This window comes from Collinsella aerofaciens, assembly GCF_018785265.1.
GTDB lineage: Bacteria > Actinomycetota > Coriobacteriia > Coriobacteriales > Coriobacteriaceae > Collinsella > Collinsella aerofaciens_AI.
The window spans coordinates 1-2,989 of sequence record NZ_WQPK01000016.1 but is presented as its reverse complement, the minus strand read 5'-3'; the positions used below and the strand labels follow the sequence as shown (position 1 = coordinate 2,989).

Genomic DNA, 2,989 nt, shown 5'->3' with positions numbered 1-2,989 from the left:
GGCGTGTTGGCTAAAATGGGTCGGCCGGGATTGGTCAATCTCGGCCGACTATATTTGGCTAAATTATTCCGGCGCTAACACCACCTGAAGACCACCGTTGCGCTGGCATCCAATCAAGTGATTCTGATGTAAGAAATGCCCTGTCAAAACCAGTATCTGAATTGGAAACTGGCATAAAAGCGAGTGATTTTCTTCTTGCATGTATCTTTACTGTCACATGGCTCCAGAAGATTCGAGTAGGGGTGGTCCTATGTCATGTTTCTTGGGGCGTTGCGGAAGCACCTTGCGATAAGCTGTTTCGCCATGGGGCCGTCGGAGCGCTTCGACTATTTCGTTAGCGTCTTTTCCGAGGGCTCCCTGCGGCTTTTCTCCGATTTTCTTGATTCGGATATCTCGATGATGGCCATTCACTCCGCTAAAGGGCTCGAGTGGGATATTGTTTTCATTCCGGGCGATACGCGTTCCGATTGGCCTGGAGCGATTTGCTCTCGGTGCGAAAGTGCTGGTATGTGCTCGCGTTCTCCGCGTGGATGCCGGATTGTGGATGTGAAGAAAAAGCCAGACGGGCTTATTGAGGAAATGGACCTGCTGTACGTCGGTGTCACTCGCGCCCGCAAAGCGGTATATGTCTCTGCTTCGATGCAGCGCAGGACAAATTACGGGAACTATCAGGTTGCCTGCCCCTCTTGTTTTCGTCTCTTCCGGGCATTGAACCCGTAAGCTGGACGGCCATGGACGGGGAGGGGTGATTTGTGGCGGTATGGAGCGTGTTCGCTATTGGAGCGAGGTCTGGTCCCGGCTCTCGCTGTGGTTTCATGGAGTGTGCCCAAGCTGTTCTTTGACTAGAACGGGTTGGGCACTGGCGTCTTGGTGGGATGCGGTGTTTGTTAAATTGGGCACTGTTGAATATTGCGAAACGGTTGCGCGGCATTGCCGATCATTTGGCACCGTGGGTTTAGTAAACTGCTATAAAAGCAGTTTGAAGTGGGGTTCTCATGATCCGAGTTCGAAAGTTGAAGTTATCGAATCATCCGGTATTAGGTAATCTGGAGTTGGACTTTACCGACTCCTCAAATAAAGCCGTTGATACTGTCATCATCGCTGGAAATAACGGCATTGGTAAAAGCAGCTTAGTTGAGCTGCTCTATCAAATCACGGCACATAAGTATCACGATATGCCATGTTATGTTGATTCGATCGAAGTAGACTTTGACTCCAAAATACGAACATACGAGTTTTATGCCAAGGATATTAAGGGGCACGACTATCTCTATGTCAAAGATGGCTTAGGCCTCGATAATTGGGTGGGTTCGGATGAATTTGCCGAGATTTTTCCCACTTCCGCTATCTTTTCTGATGTCGATATTAATTTTAAGTCCGATCAAATAACTAGTGTAACAAGTCGTAATATTGATGAATCTGTTGAGAGTATTCGCTCGTCAAGTGATCTGCCCACTGAAATTAATCAACTTATTATTGATATTCAGGCTCTTGATGATGCTGATGTCGCTAGGGTTGCTAGGAACAATATGGAAACTGGGCTCTCGCGACTTCAAGTCCCTCAAAGGATGCCTAGGTTCACCAAAGCTTTTGATCTGATGTTTGACGACTTGAATTACGACCGTGTTGATAATCGCAACGGCCATAAAGAAATTCTCTTTAAAAAGAATGGCCATGACGTCCGTGTTGATCAACTGAGTTCTGGTGAAAAGCAGATTGTCTATCGTGGGTGCTTTATGCTGAAGGACTCGCATGCGCTCAGAGGTTCGTTTGTATTTATTGACGAGCCTGAAATTAGCCTTCATCCTTCATGGCAGGAGAAGATTCTTCACTTTTATAAATCGTTGTTTCAGGACGAAGACGGGAACCAAACTTCTCAAATCTTTTGCGTAACCCACTCGCCCTTTATTATTCATGATGAAAAAAGATACAACGACAAAGTAATTGTATTGGCCAGGAATGGATCTGGCGATGTGGTCGCACAGGCTAATCCAGAGTTTTACGGTCCTGGTACGGTTCAAGCGGTGAAGGATGCTTTTTCGGTTTCTTGGTTTGCGAACGAAGCCCCCACTGTTTATCTAGAGGGGCCTACCGATGAGCAGTATTTCAATAAAGCACTTTCTTTTGCCCATATTAATAACCACTTGCGATTTAAATGGATAGGAAAGAAGAGCTCTGATGGATCATGTGAATTCACGGGCGCACCATCGCTTAATAAAGCAGCCGCTTATTTGGATGCAAATCCTCCTTCGGTCTTCACTGCTTTCCTGTTCGATTGCGATCAAAAGATTAATGAGTGTTTAAGCAACAATGTGTTGCGAACGAAAATGAAAACTTACGACTCCAGAAAGCATTTTAAGAAGGGAATCGAAAATGCCCTAGTGCTGGATGACGATTTCGATACGTCGGTTTTTTATCAGGAAAAGCAAACCTTTGGAGATTATGGCGATAAAAAGGTGATCTCCGAATTTCAAAAGCAAGCTTTTTGTGACCATATTTGCTCTCTGCCAGAAGGGGAGCTCAAACCTATTTTGACGCATCTAATTGATGCCATTGAGCGTATTGATAAGCAAATCACGATTGCTAAAGAGCAGAAATAACTACAGACATTACATCGCGCACCGAACGCTTAATGTAATTCCCGTATGCACTGCATTAGCGATGAATTTAGGGTACTATACCGACAGTGATACAGTCGTCGTGGACTCTAAGTGAGGCGATGACAAAGAAGGGTCGTTGTTCGGAGGCTTCCGGCAACGGCCCTTTGATTTTAGGAGCTTGCTTTGGCAAAAGAACTTTAGACTTTTGCTCAACTAATTGAACTCCTAGAGGGCCGTGGGGTGGCGACTGATGCTTCTACGACAGATTGCCTGAGGCGTGAGAGTTATTATGCGGTCGTAAACGGCTACAAAGGTAGTGTCGAGAAAGTTGGTGTAGAGCCCCATCCGAAGCGAGTCGGCCCGGCGTCCTAGAATCTGGAATACGGTTG

At 46.2% G+C, this 2,989-nt stretch carries 2 protein-coding genes; both read left to right on the top strand.

Annotated elements, in window-relative coordinates; translation table 11 throughout:
• Nucleotides 1–303 precede the first annotated feature (303 nt).
• Complete coding sequence (locus GPK42_RS02665; RefSeq protein ID WP_215693353.1) at nucleotides 304–720, top strand: 3'-5' exonuclease; 417 nt, start codon at nucleotides 304–306, stop codon at nucleotides 718–720.
• A gap of 332 nt (nucleotides 721–1,052) precedes the next feature.
• Nucleotides 1,053–2,600, top strand: a complete 1,548-nt coding sequence (locus GPK42_RS02660) for an AAA family ATPase (RefSeq protein WP_215693351.1) — start codon at nucleotides 1,053–1,055, stop codon at nucleotides 2,598–2,600.
• Nucleotides 2,601–2,989: the final 389 nt, after the last annotated feature.

Coding starts and splice junctions, on each gene's coding strand:
- GPK42_RS02665 (WP_215693353.1), top strand. CDS start 304: ATGGGGCCGTCGGAGCGCTTCGACTATTTCGTTAGCGTCTTTTCCGAG.